Genomic DNA, 19,255 nt, shown 5'->3' with positions numbered 1-19,255 from the left:
GAAATAGGATACAATTTAGATACATAAAGATGTTAGAGTAAGTAGGGTGATAAAGATGAAACTATTGATTGTAGAGGATGAACGTGCGATTGCGGATTTCATGATGATGAGTTTAAAAAGAGTTGGCTATGATTGTATGTATGCCTTTGATGGTGAACAAGCTGCTGATTTGTTGGAAACACTACCTCATCCTGACCTGATTCTGCTTGATATCATGTTACCGAAAATAAACGGTTATGAATTGATGGAATATATAGAGCCATTACATATTCCTGTGATTTTTATAACCGCAAAAGGTAGTGTAAAGGATAAGGTCAAGGGATTACATCTTGGCGCAGATGACTATTTGGTCAAGCCCTTTGCTATGGATGAGCTATTGGCTAGAGTTGAAAGCGTATTAAGACGATATCATAAAGGTATGGAAGAATTACATGTATTGGATATCATAGTTTATACAAACCTTCATAAGGTAATGAAACAAGGTAGTGAAATCGCATTGACTAATAAAGAGTACGATTTATTGTTATATCTCATACAAAATAAGAATATTGCATTGTATCGAGAAATTTTATATGAAAAGGTTTGGGGTGAAGAATGTTTAGATCATACCCGAACATTGGATTTGCATATTCAACGTCTTAGAAAAAAACTAGGTTGGCAAACATATATCAAGACCGTATTTAAAATCGGATATATGTTGGAGGTTACCTCATGAAATTTTCTCAGAAAATCATCTTTTTCTGTGATTTGACCATAAGCATCGTCTTTCTCTTTGGCTCTTTGATCATGCTATGTCAAAATCATAGAAACCTTTTACATACTACCATCGATCAGCTCATTAACAACCATCAGTTAGAAGCCTTCTCTATAGAATCCAAGTTGATTCAAGATTCCATGAATGCGATCACAGAGTTCGGCGCAAAGGCTGATAAAATGAACCAACAGGCAATCACCTATGTAAAACAAAATGCGAATGTTGTACAAGGTGCCTATTATGCGTTATATAATCAAGATCATGCTCCATTATATTCCAATATGGAACAATCTTTGCTTGATAAAAATCATACATCAGAAATCAACGGTTATCGCATCATATCGGATCATCATCGTAACATCGTTTTGATGAGCTCTCATATGAAAGCCGGCAATATGACATATACCATTACCTCGGGATACGATATAACTTCCTGTTATGAAGAGCGAACAAGACAGTTTCATAGTTTTTTGTTGATCGATGCCTGTATCCTTTTGATATCTTTCTTGATTTTAAAAATCATCGTTCATTATATAAGTGCTCCAATACAAAAGTTAAACGAAGTAAGCAGACATATTGCACAAGGAAATTATGAAGAACGAACCAATATCATCGCTGATGATGAAATTGGAGAATTAAGCAAAAGTTTTGATGAAATGGCAGATGCAATAGAAACCAATATCAATCAATTGAAGCAATATGCCGCAAGTAGAGAAGAATTTATGGGAAGTTTTTCCCATGAAATCAAGACACCGATGACCGCTATACTGGGCTTTGCGGATATGTTACGAACGATGGATTGTGATCAAGAAACCAGACATATGGCTGCCTCTTATATTTATACAGAAGGAAAACGATTGGAACATCTATCCTATACCTTAATGGATCTATTAGCATTAAATGAAGCTGAACCTAAACTAAGTGGCATTTTAGTAACATCGGTCATAGACGCATTAAAAAAATACGATCAAGGATCAGAAAAATCATGTAGATTACAGTTTTTATGTGAACATGGAATCGTACGATCACATCCTGAACTATTATTTACACTTTTAAGAAATCTGATTGATAATGCCATCAAAGCGTCTTCTCAAGATCAACTGGTTTTGATCAAAGGTGTTTGTTATGGCGATATGTATCAATTTTCGATCATTGATGAAGGTATCGGTATGAGTGAAAAAGATATAGAAATGGCTACCCAACCGTTTTATATGGCTGATAAATCCAGATCACGTCAATGTGGTGGTGCTGGCCTTGGTTTAAGTATCGTACAAAGAATCTTGGAATTACATCGATCCAAACTCATCATCACTTCTGCACCGCTAAAAGGTACTACGGTCAGCTTTTCATTGGAGGTGATGCATGATGAAGCATAAAAGTATGTTATGTATGATCGTGCTTCTTCTTACCTTCTTGTTACCTTGGCTGGTGTTTCAAGTAATGGATAGAATAGATCAAAGCGAATTTCACACATCTGAAAAACTCATCACAGACCATGGACTTATGGATACCTACCCTATCATATCGGATATCTATGCGAATTATTACAATGAATTCACACAAAATGAAGATGTTGTTTATGACTATACAGATTTAAGTATCTATCAACAACCGCAACAAGATAGATTACAAAAGATCAAAGCACTATTGGAACAAGAACTTTCTACATGGATGAAACAAGGAATTCTAGCACCGAAGTATTTGAATCAACAAACAGACGAATATAACATCCAATTTGGAACCTTGCATCAATCTTTAAGTACGATACAAGGCTATTATACCCTTAATCAAATATTCTCTATAGCCGAAGATAAGGTAATAAGCAATGAAACGACGATCTTGATGAATAGTAAAAAATTATTACGTCTTAGTGTCACAAATGATCAAGTGAAACAGCTCTCGAAAAAACAGCAGATAAAAATCGCCAAAAAAATGATTCACTATTATGAACTAGAGAACATCAACGATTGGACTGAAAATGAATTTGGGTATGAATCTTATCAAGCAAAGCTTCAGATTTATTGTGATATGATTTCCTATGATGACTCCAATCCTACGCTCATGATGGGCATCGTCCCTTTAGGACAATATCGAGCATCTTCCATTTATGATTATTCTTTACATCAATATGGTTTTATCTTTCACTGATTCAGAGAAATGATGATCTTCATGATTTCTCTTTTTTTATGAGATACAGCTTTGATACATGCATCCTTTATCTTATAGGTGAGGTGATATTATGTTAAAGAAATTAACGATTGCGCTGACTTGTCTTTTCTTAGTTGCATGTCAGACATCCAACAACGCAAAACAAACGAAGCAAATGAGTAATGAATCAAAAGACAATGGAAACCTTGTAATGAAGGCATTATACAATGGAGATGGCAATGAACAAGGATTTTATCATATCGCTACGCAAGAAGTGAATGGTATGTGCTATTACAACATCTACTATGATGATTATGCATCAAAAAAAGAAATCTTCTTATGTGATAAACCGGAATGTACCCATACAGATGATTCTTGTACCTCTTTGATACAAGGAAGCATGCTAGATGTGTTATTCCTCCATAAGGATCATCTTTATTTGATACAAAATGAGTTTACCGGTACAGTGTTTCACGGTGATGGTAGTATGCAACAAAAAGAAATGAGTGGTCCTCGTATCATACAAATGGACTTGGATGGAAAAAACAAAAAGATCTTAGGTACACTACCAAATGGATTCAGCTATCAAGATAAAGATATAATCCTAGATGATCACTATCTTTATCTACCACTAATCAAAGAGGAAACAGTAGAAGTATCAAGCAGTGTTTATATGAGTGTTGCCAAAGAAGCAAAACTTTTTCGCATTGATCTTGCGACAGGAGAATTTTATGAACTACTTGATTTTAAGAATATGCATCTAATAGGGTGTAAAAATCGTACTATGATTCTTTCAAAATACGAGTATCAAAAAGATCCTGATCAATTACTTCAGGAGAAAAAATATGATGAATACAATGACATCATGAGAAATGCAACCTCTACCTATATGGTATATTCTCCGGATACACAAAACATACAAAATGAAATCAAGGTAGATAGCAGTATCCTTTGTATTAGTGATGGAACTTATTTATATTATGATGCAAACAATGAAATCCATCGTGTTTCTTTGAAGGACGGTAAAGATGAAATGATTCAAACAATGCCCAATGATTCCCTTTATGGTATATTTGAATACAGAGATGGTCATCTTATCATCCACGGATGGGGAAAAGAAGAAACAAGCGCATCTTATAATCGTTCTTATGCGTTCTCTGTGAAAGATCTTAGCTTGAAAGAATTATCACTTAGTAAACATGATCCTAAGGAACCACTTGAAATTCTAGCTGAAACAAAAGATTCCTTTTTCGTCTATTATGATCATGATCAACATATGGAAAAGACCTGGGCAGGAACAGATCAATATGAATTAGACAAAGCTTATTATGGCATGATTTCAAAAGAAGACTTTTGGAATAGCAATGCAAATTATCAACCTTTAACAACCATTCATACACGATAATAGGAGGTATCTATGCTTGAAATAAAAAATGTCAGTAAATCCTATCAGGATACCAAAGCACTTTCTCACATAACTATTACATTAACAAAAGGAATTTACGCATTGCTAGGGCCAAATGGTGCCGGTAAATCTACACTTATGAATATCCTCTGTCATCAATTATCCATGGACGAAGGTGAAGTTTTATGGCATCATACTTCTATTGATAAACTGAAAAAACAATATGATGCGATCTTAGGCTACGCTCCACAACAACAAGGACTTTATGATGAATTTAGTGGTAGACGATTTTTAACTTATATGGCCTTATTAAAAGGAATCCCAAAAAAAGAAATTCCGAAAGAAGTTGAAAGAGTCGCAGATCTTGTGAATATGAATGAACAATTATCAAAAAAATGTAAAGCCTATTCAGGGGGGATGAAACAACGAATTCTAGTAGCTCAGGCATTACTAGGAAATCCACAATTGTTGTTATTTGATGAACCTACAGCAGGACTAGACCCAAAAGAGCGTGTTTCCTTACGTAAGGTTTTTGAAACACTTGCCCAGGATCATATCCTAATGATTGCGACCCATGTGGTAAGTGATGTGGAAACGATCGCAAAAGAAGTGATCTTTTTAAAAAAAGGAAAGCTGATCGTTCAAGGACCTGTACCCCTCTTACTTCAAAATTGCCCTAATGCCGCTTCCTTAGAAGATGTCTATTTATATATATTTGACGAGGAGAATACGCTATGATTTTCCTCATACGTATGGAGGCTTACAAACTTTGGCACAAACGTAGTTTTCTTACAGCCTTGATTATGATTTTTTTTATCAATCTTGGTTTACTTGCGTATACCGATATCAATCAACCGATACCACCACAAGCCTATCAAAACTTTCAGAAAACACTCTCAGCTATACCAAATGAACAACGCTATGCATTTGTATGTGACTATGATGATAAGATTCAAGCATTTATGATCCTTCAACAAATCAGAAATGCGCAACTCCATCATGATGAAGCACAATTAGCTTCTATACGTACAAACTATCCGGATATAGAAAAAAAGTATGCCAAAGAATTTGAAGAACAGCCTTCGTATTACACTTCATCTTTAGAACAAGAAGCGTCCTTCCTACAAGAGATTCGTTATGAAATGGAGTCTTTGCATGCTTATCATGACCGCCTTTCTGCGATCGAACAAAAGGCCATTGACATATCCTCAATTTCTATCTTTTCGAATACAAACTCATTCTCCGCTAGAAACATTCAAAAGACTGCAAGAGATTATCAAGATATGAAACTAGAACATGTCACCTATCAGCTTGAAAAAGGAATGCTTGAAGCGACTCATACGCCTTTTACGGATATGCTTGTTCTTTTGATCAGTGCTTTCATTATTTCCACAATGATAATGGAGGAAAAAAGCAAACAATTATTTTCCATCATCAAAACTACGATCTATGGTCATGGACATACCATCATAGCCAAATGCATGGTATCCGGTTTATCTATCCTTTGTATTCTATTACTGCTATATGGATCAAATTTGTGCTATCAACAATTCGTGTATGGGCTTGGTGATATGTCCGCTAGTCTTATTTCCCTTGCCAGCTATAACCAAAGCACCTTATCATTGACCATTGGACAATTTCTTTGCTTGTTTCTAACCACCAAGTGGCTTGCGGCATGCGTTATCGGATGTTTGATGATGGCAATATCTATAGCATTTGATCATAAAATAACCTGTTTTGGTGGGATTTTGCTCCTTCTTGGATTAGAATTATGCTGTTATCTTTATATCCCTTCCAATACCGCTTTTGAGCTATTGAAATATTTAAATATCTTTAGTTTTCTAGAAACAGACACCTTTTACCAAATGTACCTTAATTTAAATATCGCTACTTACCCTTTCTCTCTACAAAAGATTGCACTCATCACTTTATTCACTTTATTCACACTGAGCTTTATTTTATGCTTTTTTCTTTATCAAAAGAAAAAACACTTACAACTGCGCATCCCTATGTTACAAAATGGATTACCTAAACGATCAAAAAAACATATATATGCCCTTTCCTTATGGAAACAAGAAAGTTATAAGCTATTTCGAGTTCAAAAAGGTATATGGCTCATATTACTGTTCGTTTTTCTTCAATGGTACTCTCATCAAGATCAGCTTTATATTTCTATGGAACAGCACCAATGGATGTCGTATATGGACAAGCTTGCAGGTCCTGCAAATGAAGAAAAGGATGCCTTTTTACAGGCACAAGATACTTACTATCGTGATTTGCATGATCAATATGAACAAATACAACAATGTTACTTACAAGGTTCATTAACCCTTCAACAAAAGCAAACTATGCTCATTCCTATCGAGAACCAGCTTTATGGTGAACAAGCATTTCAAAATATAAAAGAATACTATGCCTATATCAAACAAGATCCACATAGAGAAGCATTGATATCCTATGGCTATGAATATCTCTTCTTTCAAGACTCCACCAACCTGATACCGGCTTTACTAATATTACTCTTTGTGATCCTTACCCTTTCCAATATCGTATGTTATGACTATGAACAACATCGAGATCGTCTCATCTTTTCTACAAAACTAGGAAAACAAAGCGTATGGAAAGTCAAACTGATGCTCGCCTTATTATGTGGCGTATGTTTCAGCGTTATTGCGATATCCTTTGATGTATGGAAAATCCATCAAACCTATGGCTTTTCTAGTTTACACGCATCCATTACTTCCTTAACCCAATTTTCAATGTTACCTCCAGAAATCACGATCCTACAATTTATCATCTTCACATGGTTCTGTAAACTCTTTGCGATTACATGTGCCATATGTTTGTTATTTGGTCTATCTTCCATCTTGCGTCAACAGATGTATGTTCTCATATTTGCTTCTTTGATCATTCTTTTACCATTACTTTTCACAAGCATGAAGCTTTCCTTTCTGAATAACTTCAGTCTATTGCCTGCATTTGATATCGCCAATGTTATCAAAGACAAACATATGATCGTACCATGTTTTACTGCTACTTTTTATGGATCCTTATCAGTTTATGCAATCTATCTCACTTTTCGAAAAGAAACATGAGGCTCTATAAATCAAAAAAGCAAAGCCCCAGGCCTATACTACCTGGGGCTTTTCTAACGTTATCCCATTAACTCACTATATTCTTCCCACTTTGCCATTAAATGTTCTATTTCATTATGGACCTCATCGATCTTTGCATCTAATGCATCCATTTTCTTTACATCGTGATAATATTCAGGATCAAAACGTAATTCTCTTAATTCTTCTAGTTCAGCTTCTTTGACCTCGATTTTCTTTTCCAGCTTACTGATTTCCTTACCATAATTGATTGGTTTTTTCAAAGTTACATCTTGCTTGACTTCTTTAAGAGCTGTCGTTGGTATTGGCTCAGAATGTGTATATTCACTATAAGTCAAAGGATAGTATGTCGCTTTTCCATCATCTATAACCAGTATTGCTGTCGCAAGCTTACTGATAAAATAACGATCATGACTCACGAATAACATCGTTCCCTCATATTCACTTAAAGAGTCCTCCAATGCCTCCTTACCAATCAAATCAAGATGATTGGTAGGCTCATCCATCATTAGGAAATTTGGATGAGATAACATCAGCTTCACAAAGCTTAAACGGACCTTCTCTCCACCTGAAAGACAATCTACCGTTTTGAATACATCATCTCCGCTAAATAGGAAGCACCCTAAAGCAGTACGAATTTCAGTGCGATTTAAATCAGGAAAATCTTTCCATACTTCCTCTAACACGGTATTGTTAGAATCAAATTGAGCAAGTTCCTGATCAAAATAACCGATTTCTATTTGATGCCCTAACAAAAAGCCTCCGGATAATGGTGGTATTTGTTGCATCAAAGTTTTCATTAGGGTAGATTTTCCCTTCCCGTTTGGACCAATGATAGCTACCTTTTGCCCTTGAAGGATTTCTAAATCCACACAACATAGGGGCTGATCATAACCAATACAAAGTTGTTTTACCTCAAGGACACGTTTTCCACCACGTACTTTCGGTGTAAATCTTGCTTTGAAAGTTTTCTCATCACTTTTTGGATCTTCAATTCGATCCATTCGATCTAGATATTTGATCTTGCTTTGCGCAAAAGCAGCCTTATTTTTCTTGTAACGGAATTTTTCAATTAGTTCCTCCATACGCTGGATTTCTTTTTGTTGCCTTGCATATGCACTTTTTTGCTGTTCGAGATCGCTTTTTTTCGTATTCATATAATTGGTATAATTACCGGGATATCTACGCATAACACCATATTCGATTTCATAAACGACATCCACTACATCATCTAAGAACATACGATCATGTGAAACTAATACAACGGCTTTGGGATATCGTTTTACGTAGCCTTCTAACCATTCAATCGTGTCGATATCCAAATGATTGGTAGGCTCATCTAATAAAAGGATATCCGGTTTACTTAATAATAGCTTCACAAATGCCAGTCTGGTTTTCTGTCCCCCGCTAAAGGTAGAAACGCTACGCTTTAAATCAGCTTCTTGAAACCCAAACTTTGTGAATATCGTCATCATTTCACTATGATAAGTATAACCACCCATTTCTTCAAAACGCTGTTGAAGATTGGCATAGCGATTCATATTTTCCTCAGAAGGATGTTCACTCATTTGTTGTGTGGAAAGCTCAAGTTGCTTTCCTAACTCTTTTACCTTATCAAAGGCATGTTCTAATTCATCTTCTACAAGGGCATCTTCATTTGAAAATGTTGTCTGTGCAAGATAACCGATGGTAAGACCACTCTCCGCATGGATCTCACCTTTATCTAACGGCTCGATCTGTGCAATCACCTTTAATAAGGTTGTTTTACCACAGCCATTTCTACCCACGATCGCTATCTTTTCATTATTTCTGATTTCAAACTGAATATCTTCAAATATGGTATCTGCGCCATATTGCTTTGTACCCTTATGAATCTGATATTTCATCATCATCACCTGCTTTTTCTTTATTCATTGATTACATTAATACCAAGTGCAAAGGCTTTTGCACAAGATGTTACAATTTCCTTTCGATGCTGTTTCCAATTGGTAGCATCTGATTGATTTGTGATATATCCAAAATCAATTTCAATTGCTTGCATACCATCCGCATTCACAAAACTTTTATTTTCTGTTTTACTAGTTTCAGAATATCTACCGGCCTGTGTAGCTCTTCCACCGCTTTCTCTAAGATTTAAATTCACATCATAAATCAACTCATTATCTAAACTTCCTGCGATAAGATTACTTGAATAAACACCTGGCCAACTATAATCATTATAAAATAACGCATTCGCTTCAACAACATCATCTGCTTGTGTCATATGATACATCATATTTCTTGCCAAAGTTGGACTACTATAATTAGAATGCTGTAAGATCATGCCCTTTGTATCAGTAGTGGATACATCTACATTAAACCGTAAGAAAAGATAATACTTGGCATGCTTTTGGTATCCTTTTGCTAGACGTCCTTCATCTCCATAAGTCGCTATGACTTCATCCTTATCGCTTTTGGTAATTTCTACACGTAATCCATAGGACTCTAGTTCTTTTTTCATTAACTCTGCTGCTTCATACATTTCATCGTTTTCTATTAATCCATTGGCCTCATTGCCTTTATCCGGTATGGATTGAATATCCACATTCATGCCATAAGGATCGATCAAGACATCAATTTGATCTGAATCCGGCTCTTTGCTACTGACATTCAAAAACATATAGTTATGATCCATCGTGATATCTTGATCCGCAAGAAGATCAGCATCCGCTATGATAGATACATCATGCACCATACCATCACGAGCTACAGTAGAAAATAGATGTTCCTTCGGCTTTTCTGAGAAAACCACACGTTTTTTCACAAGATTATCAATGATGCTTACTTCATAATATCCATCTTTTATATCCTGTAATACTATTTTCTGATCTGCTGTATCACCTAACGTCATGGTAACTTCACTATCATCACAAACATTATGTAAGACAACGGATTTTCCTGATAATGTATCCTTATTTAAAGGTGAATAGCTTTTTTCATACAAACCAAGGGATTCTCCATAATATACATAATCGCTTATTGTTACGATATCCGCACTTTTTTTATTTAAAACAGATGCAGTTTTCTCTGGTGTAAATCCGCATACAGTAAATGTTTCCTTCTCCTCTTTGGTTTTGAAAAAAATAGAAGAACCGGCATAAATGAGTAGTACACATAAGAAAATGATTGGAATTGCGATATTCCATTTGATGCGATAATTACGTTTTCTTGGAGCATATGCCATGTTCTTGTCCTCCTTTACAATTCAATATCTTTGATATGTTTCGGTGCTTGTGCTGATTTGGGAGGATAGCTCATATAATTGGCACCTACCTCCGCATTCAGCATAAAAGATGGGTCTTTAGGCACCGGTAACATGGTATCCTCAAATTTCATATATTGTGTTGGAAATATACTTTCATAAGGATAAACAACAGGATGGAAAAAGGAATTAAAGGTCCATGTAAGATCATAACCAACCATTGGTGTTGACGCATTGATGCTACCATATTTTTTGGCATTACGTACAAACCGCTTTTTCAAAGGAAGCGGATTGATATGTAAATTCTCAAATAATGCAATCAATACCATCAATAACCCATTTCTACATCTCCAATATACATCCTTATATTGTTTTTCACTTACATGATCTACAATGAAAACATCAATAAAAATACCATCAGAATCTTTGCATTTATTCTTTAATAAAAAATTCGCCTCTTGACAATAGGTTCCCTTTAAACGAATTTTCATTGGTGGGATCAATACATTATATTCCTTATGCGTTTCAAAGCTTTGTACGATATACTTATCACCAAGTTGATCCACGACCTTTAAAAAGCGCTCATAATCTTCTCGCATCATACCGATATCCGCATCATCATCCCATGGAATAAATCCTTCATGACGTACTGCACCCAATGCACTACCACCTGTTAACCAATAAGGAATATCATTGTTTTTACAAACTTCATCTATATCTTTCAGCATTTCTAACAATACCTTCTGAAGTTGTCGTACTGTTATGACACTGCCATCATGTTTCTCTTTTAGTATATATTCTTTCACATTAATCACCAGTATATATTATAGAAGAAAAAAAGAAGATACTCAATCTTTTTCAAGGAATATCACAAATTTGAAAGATTTTCATGAATTTTCCCAGGAAATAATTACAAAACTTGTGAAAAAGCCACCAATCATTCGATTAGCAGCTTCTATTTTAATACAATAAATTTCTTGGTGTACGTGGGAACGGTTCAACATCTCTGATATTTTGAATACCTGTTAGATACATCAGCATACGATCAAAGCCAAGTCCAAAGCCTGCATGTTTACAGCCTCCATATCTTCTAAGATCCATATACCATTGTAAAGAATCGTTTTCCATACCCATTTCTTTCATACGTGCTTCTAAAATATCATAACGCTCTTCCCTTTGACTTCCACCAACCAATTCTCCTACGCCTGGAACTAGTAAGTCACAAGCAGCTACGGTTTTACCATCTTCATTGACACGCATATAGAATGCTTTGATATCCTTTGGATAATCAATTAAGAATACAGGTCCATTGACTACTTTCTCACATAAGTAACGCTCATGTTCACTTTGTAGATCCATACCCCATTCAATCTTGTTATTTTCGAATTTCACATCGGCTTTTTTCAATTCCTCGATTGCCTGTGTATATGTCATACGTTTAAATTCACTATTCATCACTTTCGTAATACGATCGATACATTCTTTATCAATCATAGAATTAAAGAAATTCATTTCTTCAGGGGCATTGTCTAACACATACTGAATACAATATTTGATCATATCCTCAATCAGATTCATATCATCATCCAGATCAGCAAACGCTATCTCTGGTTCGATCATCCAAAATTCAGAAGCATGACGTGTTGTATTTGAGTTTTCTGCACGGAAGGTTGGCCCAAAGGTATATACATCACGGAACGCCATTGCGAAGGCTTCTACATGAAGCTGACCGGATACAGTCAAAGAAGCATGCTTTCCAAAGAAATCTTCTTCATAGTTAGTATCTTCTCTTGTTGTAACCGTGAATGTTTCACCGGCACCCTCTGCATCATTTCCAGTAATTACTGGAGTGTGTACATAGACAAAGCCTTGATCTTGGAAAAATTCATGGATTGCCATAGATAGCACGGAACGCAAACGGAATACCGCATAGAACGTATTTGCACGAGGACGAAGATGAGCGATTTCACGCAAATATTCAAAGCTATGACGTTTTTTCTGTAATGGATAGTCACGATCACAATCGCCCTCTAATACAACTTCCGTAACTTGTATTTCGAATGGCTGTTTTCCTTCCGGTGTCAATTTTAATTTACCGGTAACCGTGATTGCCGCTCCTGTTGGATACTTTTCTACTTCCGCAAAATTCTTTAATTCTTGCATATAAACGAGTTGTGCATTACGGAAATAAGTACCGTCGTTTAATTCGATAAAGCCTAGTTTTCCACTACATCGATTCGTTCTGATCCAACCCTGTAGTAGGACATATTCCATACTGTCAAGTTCTACATGTGAACCACTTAATACGATTTCATATAATTCACGAATTGTCATAAATTCAAACATCATAATTCCTCCTTTTGTAAAAAAAAGCGTTCCTATACAGGAACGCTTATCATCAGCGCAGTGCCATCCTGATTCCCTGTATTAAAACATACAGAGCATCTTAATTCATCCATAACGTCGGATATACGAAGCTGTCTACTGTTAGTTCTCCAGCTTTGCTTCACAGGTGTTCTCCATAAGGATTTTGTTCTGTCTTTCACCAATTACAGAATCGCTTTTCTCAAAACTCACTTATATCGTCCTGTTTCTACGCATTTTTTCAAGTTTTTCTAACTCTTGTATAGATGATATCACAATTACTTCCTTTATGACAAGCTTTTTTTTGATTAATGAGAGACACTCAGTTTATTTGTTTCAAATACCAGCTCTTGAATGGAAGAAACAACATCAACACTTTTTAATACGACACCTTTTGGTATCTGAATATGCTCATGTGTAAAATCTACCAAACCGATAATACCACAAGCAATCAATCGATCGACCGTTTGTTGAATATTTTCACTGATCGCCAAGATTGCGATACGACAACCATCAGGTACTCTTTGTTCTAGCTCACTGATGTCATAAACGGGGATACCGAAACGAACGCCTTGACGATCTGGATTGATATCGAATGCACATGTGATTTCACCTACGACATAATCCCATTTATTATATTTCATCAAGGCACGGCCCATATTACCTGCACCGACCAAAATGATTTTCTCATCAAAATCCATGCCTAATTCTTGATTGAATATTTCAATCAAGCGATTGACATCATAGCCATAACCTTGTTTTCCCAGATTTCCAAGAAAAGAAAAATCACGACGAATCGTCGTTGGTTCAATATTTACAACGCTTGCCAATTCCTTCGACATGATGCGCTCTACACCAGAGCTTTTTAATTTACGTAGTGCTTTAAGATAAACAGGATAACGCTGCAATGTTGCCTTTGGTACGTTCTTTTCACTCATGTTGATCACCTATGAGTTAGTATACCACGATTTTTCTTATTTGTGAATAAATTAATAAGTTTAACATGCAAAAACATATCCGTTTGATACAAGATCATATCCGATAGTAGCATGAAACAAGGTATTGATTCGGTCAAAGGATTTTATAAATGTGAAACCTTTTCATCATTTTCTAATTCTATTCCAGGATCTGCTGTCAAATCAAAATCACCACGCACGCCATGTTGGTAAGCAATGGTACCTGCCACAGCAATCATTGCCGCATTATCCGTACAACAAGATAGTGGTGGAATAATAAATTCAACATCAGAGAATTCTTTGGTTAGATCCTCACTTACTTTTTGACGCAAACAAGAATTTGCGGCAACACCACCGGCCAATACCATTTGTAATGGTTGATATTGTTTTAATGCAATTCTAGCTCTTAATAAAAGTGCTTCAAACGCTGTTTCTTGATAAGAAGCTGCAAGATCTGCTGGAACAAATGGTTCATTTTTTCGCTTACTACGATCGATAAATTGTAATACGCTACTTTTCAAACCACTAAAAGAAAAATCTAATTCATTTTCTGTTTTGGGTTTTGCAAGCGTATAAACGGCTTTGCCTTCCTTTGCCAATTTATCCACATAAACGCCTCCAGGATATGGAAGACCAAGTACACGACCTACCTTATCGCCAGCCTCACCGATTGCATCATCCTGTGTCGTTCCCAAAATTTCAAAGCTCCATTCATCCTTCATATAGACCAATTCAGTATGTCCACCGGATACCACTAACGCCAATAAAGGAAACTTCAGATCAGCAATCAATGCATTTGCATATATATGACCTGCGATATGATGCACTGGAACCAATGGTTTCTGGTATGCCCATGCCAAAGTTTTCGCAGCTTGTACACCTACATGAAGACATCCTACTAAACCAGGCCCTTGGGTTACTGCGATAGCATCCATATCCTCTACTTGCATTTCTGCCTTTTTTAAGGCCTCTTCGATTACCATCGAAATATTTTCCACATGGATACGGCTTGCGACTTCCGGGATGACTCCACCAAAATCCTTATGGACATCGATTTGTGTCGCAACGATGTTTGCCAATACTTCTTTTCCATTTTTTACGATGGCAACTGCAGTCTCATCACAGCTAGACTCAATTGCCAATATATAGGTATCTTTCATTCACAATTTCCTCCTAAGGCCTTAACCAGAACGTAAGCATCTTCGCCATTATCCTGATAATACCTTTTTCGTGTGTTTACATTGATAAAATCATAAGCGGCATATAGTTTTTGAGCACTTTGATTAGATACACGTACTTCCAGAGATATCGTTTCACATCCCTTTTCTTGTGCATCTTGAATCATTTGATCCATCATCAAACGTGCATAACGTTTCCCTCGATAAGGAGGTAACACTGCAATTTTCGCAAGTTGACAAACATCAAAAGTGATCCAAAAGTCAATATATCCAAGTATGATTCCATCCTGTTCTAACACATATAATAATGCATAATCATTTTCCTCAAGTTCATATAAATATTGCTTTTCATTCCAAGGCATAGGAAAGCATTCTGCATCTATAGATAAGATCTGATTAAGATCTTCCTTTTTCATAGCACGAAGCATGTTACTTCACCTTGTAGGCATCCTGTTCCTTTAAATAACGGGGTGTCAATGTATGAATATTTTCAACCTTTCTAGCAATCGGATATAAGGTTTCAAAGTTTTTCACCAGATCCGTATGCGCTGTTTCAAGATCAATTAAGGCTCCATCACCAATCACCACTGATTTTGGATGTTCTTGTAGATACGCTTTGATTTCATCTAACGTCATAATGCATTCATCCTTTAAAAACTTGCCTTTATCCAAAATACCAACATAAGCTCTGGAACTTCTGGCATCTAACATCACAAATGCATTCTCTTGTATTCCTGCGTATAATTGTAAGGTAGATAAACAATATAATGGGATATGCTTTCTCGTACATAATACCTTAGCAACTGCCATTGCAATTCTAACCCCGGTATAACTACCAGGTCCATCACTAATGACCACTTCATCCAAATCATCAGCTGTCCATCCAATTTGATCCATACATTTGATCAATTCCGGAAACAAGGTCTCACTTTGTTGTTTCCAACAAGAAAAAGCTTCACCTGCTTTCACTTTTCCATCTTCTAATAAAACGATAACAAGATGCTTGTGTGCACTATCCATACATAAGGTCTTCATACTAATTCCCTCACTATCTTTTCGTATTTTTCGCCAATTGCCTTGAAACAAAAGGTTCTCTCATCTTCACCACTGCGTAAAATTTCAATTTCCAAACGCTCTTTCGGCAATTGATTTTCTATAAAATGAGGCCATTCTACTACGCAAACACCATCTGCATCAAATACCTCTTCAAATCCTAAATCTTGGGTAATACCTTCCAAACGGTATGCATCAATATGATAAAACGGCATATCGCCATGATATGTTTTTAATATCGTAAAGGTTGGCGAATTGATGACTTTTTTTATACCGATTGCCTTACCAATCGATTTTGTTAACGTTGTTTTTCCTGCACCGAGGTCTCCTGTCAAAGTCAACAATGCACCAGGAAACATCAGCTTTCCTATTTTTTCACCTAATGCTGCTGTTTCAGCTAATGAATGTACTACGATTTCCTTCATTTAATCGCCTCCCAAAGCTTTTTCACGCTTTTTCTTCATATAATTATACATAAAATGGAACATTGGATAAAGTAATTTGTTCACCGGAATATCAAATTCTCCGATAAATTCATTGATCAACGGATTAAAGTTATCTTTAAACTTTGTCAAACCGTCATCCAGGCTACCTTCTACACCACCCATATTACACGTTTTACAGCCATTTTCAAATGCCCATTTCATATTTTCTACATAGATTTTATATTGTGGCATAAACTTTTTGAATCTTTGATCCATACCGGCATATAACATTTCACATGTATGTCCATATCGTATGCTCAATACACCTGCGATATAGATTTTACCACGAACTTGTCCCATCTCTTCAAAGATATCCTTAAATTCCTTCACATCTTTGTTTAAAGAACGCTCCATATCCTGTAGTCTTCTCATTTTCTTGACCGCATTTTCCGGACAGTTTTCTATCTCTTTTTTTACTTCTTCATGTTTTTTTAAATATTCTTGATATAGCGCTTCTAGATCCACACCTGCTAAAAATATTTTGGTATCTGCCGGATAAGCTTCACAAAGTTTTTGAAAATAAGAAGCACCTCTTAGATGTACGCCTTTTCTTTCTTCTGTTAAAGAAACAAGACGAGAGAATTCATCCACAAAATTTTTACCACCCATTTCAATTTCAACATTGCGTTTTACTGCGTCTTTGATCAGGCGTCTAGTATGACGTGGTAGTTGTGCTTCAAAATCATCGCTTCGATATACATTAGATTGAAAACGTGGTTGTATGGTATCTCCGATATGCATAGAGAATCCTTGATGTCTTCCGTTTACGAATTGAAAATTGTCCATATATTCTTTTGTTTCAGGATATTGATCGGTATTATATTCTGTAGATTTATAATCATTGATATGAATACCTGGATCAACCTTTATAAAAATACAATGATCCTTTCGGCTATATTGTTTTAATCCATCAAAATAAGCCTTCATAATATCTTTGTTATGGAAATCCATCACTGGGCCTTTTGGCAAATAGTACATGGTGAAACCAAGTGGTAGTTGTTTGATCAACACAAGAGAGGAAGCAACCAATTGATGATGATCATCTCTTACTCCGGCTAATACGGATTTCCAATTGTCCTTAACCCTAGCCCATGAAGCAGACTGTAGTAAATTACAATATTCATGCACTTCCACAAATGCGTCATGTTCCGCTTTGCTTATATCCACTGTAAACGTATATTTCATGTGATAGCCACCTTCCTTAAACGATATGCTTGAGTCTGTTATACACAGAGAAGCATCCCTTTCTGATTGGTAAATAAAAGTCTCCTAACAATTCAACTGCTTCTGCATTAAAACCACGTTTAAATTCATACACACCATAGTCATCTGCATCTTTATGGAAATTTCCACTGGTTCCATAGAAATTATAGGAGGTATAGCCATGTGATAATGCGTAACGAATCATGTTCCATTGAATGGTATAAGGACCGTTATATTTGTTATATTCATGATAAGAACCGCCTGATAAATAAACGATTTCCTTACCATAAAGGATAAAGAAACAGCTAGCCAAAGGCATCCACTCACCTTGATTCAATAACACTTCAGCTTCTGAACGTTTTTTCTTTGTATTTTCAAGTGTCTGAGCAGCAAGTTCCATCTTCTTTTTTAATTTTTCTGTCGGCTTTTCATCATATTCTGATTTTAACTTATGAAATTTTGACATTGCTTCTTCGACCTTCTGTGTTTGCTCCTTCATATAGCCCTTGACATCAAGTTGTGCATAAGCAATCTTAATTTGATCTTCGCCAAAAAAATGATATAAATGTTCATGATAGGAATGTTCTCTGGCAAGGAATCCTTTCCTTTTTCCTGTTTCCTCCACTACTTTTTCATAAAGAGGAAGCTCATCATGAGATAAAAAGGAAACAACTACATGATTAGAATCCACTTTTTTTATAATTCTTTTTCTAAGCTGATCCATGTTTTTTATTAAATCTTCTTCTGTTTTGTTTTTTAAATCCAATACCATCATCCATCTCGCTTGTGAAACTGCATTAAACCCTGTTGTAAAACCACCATGTTTACATCCCTGTCGTAACAAAGCATCTATATAGTCATGATGATCAAATCCATCCTTCACGATCTCCCCATTTTTATCTCTTTGAATCAATGGAACATAAGGATCGAATTTTAAATATAGACATTTATGATCATATAAATATTTTTTTAGATGAGAAAAAAAGAAATCCATCAATTCTTTATCCTCATAATCCATCAAAAAACCACGAGGCGCATAAAAATAGCGAAAAAATCTTGCGACTGGCATGCTTTGTAAAAAGGTTGCCGCAATTAAAGTATCTTCGTGTTTCACACCAACTAAATAACATTCATAGCCTTCTTCTTTTTTTATGTGATATTCTTCCACACTTTGTAAAAAAGAGCTATATTTATGATTTCTCGCAAAGGAGTCAAATTCCTTTTCTTTTAGCTCAATAAATTCCATATCAATCACCATATTACTTTCTGATATACCAACAAAAGTCAGTCTTAACTATTATACCACAATTCATTTAAAGCAAATATAAAACTCTTTGATTCACACAAATTCATAC

The 19,255-nt window shown here is 35.7% G+C and carries 17 protein-coding genes; 6 read left to right on the top strand and 11 right to left on the bottom strand.

The window, feature by feature from the left end:
* The first annotated feature begins 55 nt into the window (after nucleotides 1–55).
* From UGRO018_RS05595 to UGRO018_RS05570, 6 genes are all read left to right on the top strand, one after another.
* Complete coding sequence (locus tag UGRO018_RS05595; protein WP_416325480.1) at nucleotides 56–715, top strand: response regulator transcription factor; 660 nt, start codon at nucleotides 56–58, stop codon at nucleotides 713–715.
* Nucleotides 712–2,130 carry a sensor histidine kinase gene (locus UGRO018_RS05590; protein WP_416325479.1) on the top strand — a complete coding sequence of 473 codons (1,419 nt, stop codon included), beginning with the start codon at nucleotides 712–714 and terminating at the stop codon, nucleotides 2,128–2,130. The genes UGRO018_RS05595 and UGRO018_RS05590 overlap by 4 nt, the downstream gene beginning before the upstream one ends.
* Complete coding sequence (locus tag UGRO018_RS05585) at nucleotides 2,117–2,902, top strand: hypothetical protein (RefSeq protein ID WP_416325478.1); 786 nt, start codon at nucleotides 2,117–2,119, stop codon at nucleotides 2,900–2,902. The genes UGRO018_RS05590 and UGRO018_RS05585 overlap by 14 nt, the downstream gene beginning before the upstream one ends.
* 91 nt (nucleotides 2,903–2,993) lie before the next feature.
* Nucleotides 2,994–4,307 (top strand): hypothetical protein, encoded by a 1,314-nt coding sequence (locus tag UGRO018_RS05580; RefSeq protein WP_416325477.1) that lies wholly within the window; start codon nucleotides 2,994–2,996, stop codon nucleotides 4,305–4,307.
* A gap of 12 nt (nucleotides 4,308–4,319) precedes the next feature.
* The gene (locus UGRO018_RS05575; protein ID WP_416325476.1) at nucleotides 4,320–5,045 is read left to right on the top strand and encodes an ATP-binding cassette domain-containing protein; all 726 of its coding nucleotides are present in this window, start codon (nucleotides 4,320–4,322) and stop codon (nucleotides 5,043–5,045) included.
* On the top strand, nucleotides 5,042–7,402 hold the full coding sequence (locus UGRO018_RS05570; RefSeq protein WP_416325475.1) for a hypothetical protein: 2,361 nt from the start codon (nucleotides 5,042–5,044) through the stop codon (nucleotides 7,400–7,402). Before UGRO018_RS05575 ends, UGRO018_RS05570 begins: the two co-directional genes overlap by 4 nt.
* A 59-nt stretch (nucleotides 7,403–7,461) precedes the next feature.
* Here the strand turns inward: UGRO018_RS05570 and abc-f are convergent, their stop codons facing one another.
* From abc-f to UGRO018_RS05515, 11 genes are all read right to left on the bottom strand, one after another.
* On the bottom strand, nucleotides 7,462–9,306 hold the full coding sequence (abc-f, locus tag UGRO018_RS05565) for a ribosomal protection-like ABC-F family protein (RefSeq protein WP_416325474.1): 1,845 nt from the start codon (nucleotides 9,304–9,306) through the stop codon (nucleotides 7,462–7,464).
* A 20-nt stretch (nucleotides 9,307–9,326) separates the two neighbouring features.
* Entirely contained in the window at nucleotides 9,327–10,643 is a 1,317-nt protein-coding gene (locus tag UGRO018_RS05560) for an N-acetylmuramoyl-L-alanine amidase (protein ID WP_416325473.1), read from the bottom strand.
* A 14-nt stretch (nucleotides 10,644–10,657) separates the two neighbouring features.
* The gene (locus tag UGRO018_RS05555; RefSeq protein WP_416325472.1) at nucleotides 10,658–11,467 is read right to left on the bottom strand and encodes a LicD family protein; all 810 of its coding nucleotides are present in this window, start codon (nucleotides 11,465–11,467) and stop codon (nucleotides 10,658–10,660) included.
* Between the two features lie 154 nt (nucleotides 11,468–11,621).
* Nucleotides 11,622–13,007: an asparagine--tRNA ligase gene (gene asnS / locus UGRO018_RS05550; protein WP_416325471.1), complete on the bottom strand. Its 1,386-nt coding sequence runs from the start codon at nucleotides 13,005–13,007 to the stop codon at nucleotides 11,622–11,624.
* Between the two features lie 326 nt (nucleotides 13,008–13,333).
* On the bottom strand, nucleotides 13,334–13,963 hold the full coding sequence (locus UGRO018_RS05545; protein ID WP_416325470.1) for a redox-sensing transcriptional repressor Rex: 630 nt from the start codon (nucleotides 13,961–13,963) through the stop codon (nucleotides 13,334–13,336).
* A 143-nt stretch (nucleotides 13,964–14,106) separates the two neighbouring features.
* Nucleotides 14,107–15,141, bottom strand: coding sequence for a tRNA (adenosine(37)-N6)-threonylcarbamoyltransferase complex transferase subunit TsaD (gene tsaD, locus UGRO018_RS05540; RefSeq protein ID WP_416325469.1), 1,035 nt, complete (start codon nucleotides 15,139–15,141; stop codon nucleotides 14,107–14,109).
* Nucleotides 15,138–15,587 (bottom strand): ribosomal protein S18-alanine N-acetyltransferase, encoded by a 450-nt coding sequence (gene rimI, locus UGRO018_RS05535; protein ID WP_416325468.1) that lies wholly within the window; start codon nucleotides 15,585–15,587, stop codon nucleotides 15,138–15,140. Before rimI ends, tsaD begins: the two co-directional genes overlap by 4 nt.
* Before the next feature lies 1 nt (nucleotide 15,588).
* Nucleotides 15,589–16,194, bottom strand: a complete 606-nt coding sequence (gene tsaB / locus UGRO018_RS05530; RefSeq protein WP_416325467.1) for a tRNA (adenosine(37)-N6)-threonylcarbamoyltransferase complex dimerization subunit type 1 TsaB — start codon at nucleotides 16,192–16,194, stop codon at nucleotides 15,589–15,591.
* A complete protein-coding gene (tsaE, locus tag UGRO018_RS05525) occupies nucleotides 16,191–16,637 on the bottom strand; it encodes a tRNA (adenosine(37)-N6)-threonylcarbamoyltransferase complex ATPase subunit type 1 TsaE (protein ID WP_416325466.1) in 447 nt (148 codons plus the stop codon). The genes tsaB and tsaE overlap by 4 nt, the downstream gene beginning before the upstream one ends.
* Entirely contained in the window at nucleotides 16,638–17,882 is a 1,245-nt protein-coding gene (locus UGRO018_RS05520) for a peptidoglycan bridge formation glycyltransferase FemA/FemB family protein (RefSeq protein ID WP_416325465.1), read from the bottom strand. It lies immediately after the preceding gene.
* Nucleotides 17,883–17,898: 16 nt separating this feature from the next.
* Complete coding sequence (locus UGRO018_RS05515) at nucleotides 17,899–19,146, bottom strand: peptidoglycan bridge formation glycyltransferase FemA/FemB family protein (RefSeq protein ID WP_416325464.1); 1,248 nt, start codon at nucleotides 19,144–19,146, stop codon at nucleotides 17,899–17,901.
* Nucleotides 19,147–19,255: the final 109 nt, after the last annotated feature.

The organism is Hoskinsella mucinilytica, assembly GCF_045223415.1.
Lineage (GTDB): Bacteria > Bacillota_I > Bacilli_A > Erysipelotrichales > Erysipelotrichaceae > Hoskinsella > Hoskinsella mucinilytica.
Note: the sequence above shows the minus strand (reverse complement) of the source record. Positions and strands in the feature narration are given on the sequence as shown.

What these genes read in the sequence shown, in the direction of transcription:
- UGRO018_RS05595 (WP_416325480.1), top strand. Translation starts at nt 56, where the DNA reads ATGAAACTATTGATTGTAGAGGATGAACGTGCGATTGCGGATTTCATG.
- UGRO018_RS05590 (WP_416325479.1), top strand. Translation starts at nt 712, where the DNA reads ATGAAATTTTCTCAGAAAATCATCTTTTTCTGTGATTTGACCATAAGC.
- UGRO018_RS05585 (WP_416325478.1), top strand. Translation starts at nt 2,117, where the DNA reads ATGATGAAGCATAAAAGTATGTTATGTATGATCGTGCTTCTTCTTACC.
- UGRO018_RS05580 (WP_416325477.1), top strand. Translation starts at nt 2,994, where the DNA reads ATGTTAAAGAAATTAACGATTGCGCTGACTTGTCTTTTCTTAGTTGCA.
- UGRO018_RS05575 (WP_416325476.1), top strand. Translation starts at nt 4,320, where the DNA reads ATGCTTGAAATAAAAAATGTCAGTAAATCCTATCAGGATACCAAAGCA.
- UGRO018_RS05570 (WP_416325475.1), top strand. Translation starts at nt 5,042, where the DNA reads ATGATTTTCCTCATACGTATGGAGGCTTACAAACTTTGGCACAAACGT.
- abc-f (WP_416325474.1), bottom strand. Translation starts at nt 9,306, where the DNA reads ATGAAATATCAGATTCATAAGGGTACAAAGCAATATGGCGCAGATACC.
- UGRO018_RS05560 (WP_416325473.1), bottom strand. Translation starts at nt 10,643, where the DNA reads ATGGCATATGCTCCAAGAAAACGTAATTATCGCATCAAATGGAATATC.
- asnS (WP_416325471.1), bottom strand. Translation starts at nt 13,007, where the DNA reads ATGTTTGAATTTATGACAATTCGTGAATTATATGAAATCGTATTAAGT.
- UGRO018_RS05545 (WP_416325470.1), bottom strand. Translation starts at nt 13,963, where the DNA reads ATGAGTGAAAAGAACGTACCAAAGGCAACATTGCAGCGTTATCCTGTT.
- tsaD (WP_416325469.1), bottom strand. Translation starts at nt 15,141, where the DNA reads ATGAAAGATACCTATATATTGGCAATTGAGTCTAGCTGTGATGAGACT.
- rimI (WP_416325468.1), bottom strand. Translation starts at nt 15,587, where the DNA reads ATGCTTCGTGCTATGAAAAAGGAAGATCTTAATCAGATCTTATCTATA.
- tsaB (WP_416325467.1), bottom strand. Translation starts at nt 16,194, where the DNA reads ATGAAGACCTTATGTATGGATAGTGCACACAAGCATCTTGTTATCGTT.
- tsaE (WP_416325466.1), bottom strand. Translation starts at nt 16,637, where the DNA reads ATGAAGGAAATCGTAGTACATTCATTAGCTGAAACAGCAGCATTAGGT.
- UGRO018_RS05520 (WP_416325465.1), bottom strand. Translation starts at nt 17,882, where the DNA reads ATGAAATATACGTTTACAGTGGATATAAGCAAAGCGGAACATGACGCA.
- UGRO018_RS05515 (WP_416325464.1), bottom strand. Translation starts at nt 19,146, where the DNA reads ATGGAATTTATTGAGCTAAAAGAAAAGGAATTTGACTCCTTTGCGAGA.